This window comes from Streptomyces glaucescens (assembly GCF_002154375.1).
GTDB classification, from domain to species: Bacteria; Actinomycetota; Actinomycetes; order Streptomycetales; family Streptomycetaceae; genus Streptomyces; species Streptomyces glaucescens.
In genome coordinates this window covers 1-1,864 of the sequence record NZ_MUND01000290.1, presented here as the reverse complement: position 1 = coordinate 1,864, position 1,864 = coordinate 1, and the positions used below count along the sequence as shown (strand labels likewise).

Sequence of the window (1,864 nt, the reverse complement as noted above, 5' to 3'; positions counted from 1 at the left end):
AGCCACCACCGCCACCGCGTCAGGCGTCCGCGCCGCCTGCTCACCGAACAGCACCGGCAACGACACACCACGCACATCACGCGTGACCCCGTTCCATTCCCCCAGCAGCCGCTCCCGCTCACCCGGAGCGAGCACCTCCACCGCACCCACCCGCGCACCCGGATCCTCGGCGAGCTGTTCCAGGATGCTCACCAAGCGGTCCTGGTGGGCGGCGAGTTCGTGCTCCTGGTAGAGGCTGGGGTCGGCGTCGAACTCGATGCGGACGCCACCGGGGGCGCCGGCCTGGCCGTAGAAGTTGATCTTCAGGTCGTTGACCGGGCCGGTGGACAGCGGGTGGACCGTGGCGGGGCTGGTGCCGAAGGAGAGTTCGCCGGCGAAGGCCATCACGTTCACCGTGGGACCGAGGCGGGCCTGGCGGCCGCCGGACAGGCCGAGTTCGCGGACCAGGTCCTCGCCGCGGAACCGCTGGTGGCGGATGACGTTCGCCAGGGAGCGGGAGACGTCCGCGGCCAGTTCGGCGAAGCCGCGGTCCGGGTTTGGCTGCACCCGGATGGGCAGGACGTTGACCATCGCGCTGGGCGTGGTCAGTCCGGTCCGTCCGGTGCGGCCCGCGAGGGGCAGCGCGAAGGTGAAGTCGGTCCGGCCCGTCATGCGGTGGTAGAGGACGGCGGTGGCGGCGATGGCCAGGGCCGGCCACTGGATGCCCAGGCGGTCCGCGAGGGCGGTGAGCCGGGTGACCAGATCCTGCGGGAGTGGGTGGACGCGGCGCAGGCTGCTGTGGGTGCTCCCGGTGACGCGGTCGGCGAGGGAGATGGGGTCGGGGATGTCGGTGAACAGGTCGAGCCAGTGGGCCCGGTCGTTCGCCCTGCGCCGGGAGTGGGGGTAGGCGGACTCCTCGGCGGCCACCCGGTCCAGGGTCGCGAAGGGGGAGGCGGGCGGCTCCTGGCCGGCGAGCAGGGCGGCGTAGAGCGCGGCGACCCGGGCCGCGTAGACGGTCTGGCCGAAGCCGTCGAGGACGGCGTGGTGATAGCGGTGCACGTAGAAGGAGCGGTCGTCGGCGAGCAGCAACAGCGTCTGGGCGCTGAGCGGGCCGCGCGCGAGGTCGAAGGGCTTGGCCATCTCGCGTGCCGTCCAGCGGTGCGCCTCGGCCTCCGGGTCGGGGGTGTCCCGCAGGTCGACGACGTGCAGCGGCCGGGGTTCGGCGGGGGTGACCACCTGCCACAGCCGCGGCTCGCCGCCGGGACCGCCGTCCTGCGGGCCGGTGTCCTCGGTGAAGTGCGACCGCAGCGCCTCGGTCTCCTCGACGCCCCGGTGGACCGCCCGCGCGAAGACGTCGACGTCGACGGGACCGTGGATCTCGTAGTAGCCGCCGCAGTTGTAGAGGGGGCTGTCCGGCTGCAGTTGCTGGGCGACCCAGATGCCCAGCTGGGCCGCGGTGGTGGGTCGGCGGAGGGTACGGGCGTCGTCGGACATGGACGAGCGGTCCTCTCGGGTCTGCGGGGTTACGGACTGCGGGCGGGAAGGGGGCGCCCGGGAGGCGCGGGTGCGGGAAGGCGCGAGGGGCGTGCGGGTCAGGCGTCCTGGGCGAGTTCCTGGAGCAGGGCCTCGCTGAGGGCGTCGATCGTGGGGTTGTCCCACATGACGGTCGGGTCGAGGGAGATGTCGAGGTGGTCCTCCAGCTCGGCGGCGACCGCGAGCACGTAGAGGGAGTCGAGGCCGTAGTCGGAGAGCTTGGCGGCGGTGTCGATGGTGTCCGCGGGGCGCTCCAGGTGGGTGGCGATGCAGTCGACGAGCCAGGTGCGGAGGCTGTCGGCGGTGAGGGTGTCGAGGGCGATGTCGGACACGGGGTCCTCCTTGGCGAGGG

Annotated in this window: 2 protein-coding genes; both read right to left on the bottom strand. The window is 73.0% G+C overall.

Annotation, left to right across the window (positions count from 1 at the left end; genetic code table 11):
* A partial coding sequence (locus tag CCN42_RS19755) for a condensation domain-containing protein (RefSeq protein WP_245877377.1) occupies positions 1 to 1,473 on the bottom strand: 1,473 nt, incomplete at its 3' end.
* 98 nt (positions 1,474 to 1,571) lie between these two features.
* On the bottom strand, positions 1,572 to 1,864 hold a 293-nt coding region (locus tag CCN42_RS19750), incomplete at its 5' end, for an acyl carrier protein (RefSeq protein ID WP_339384344.1).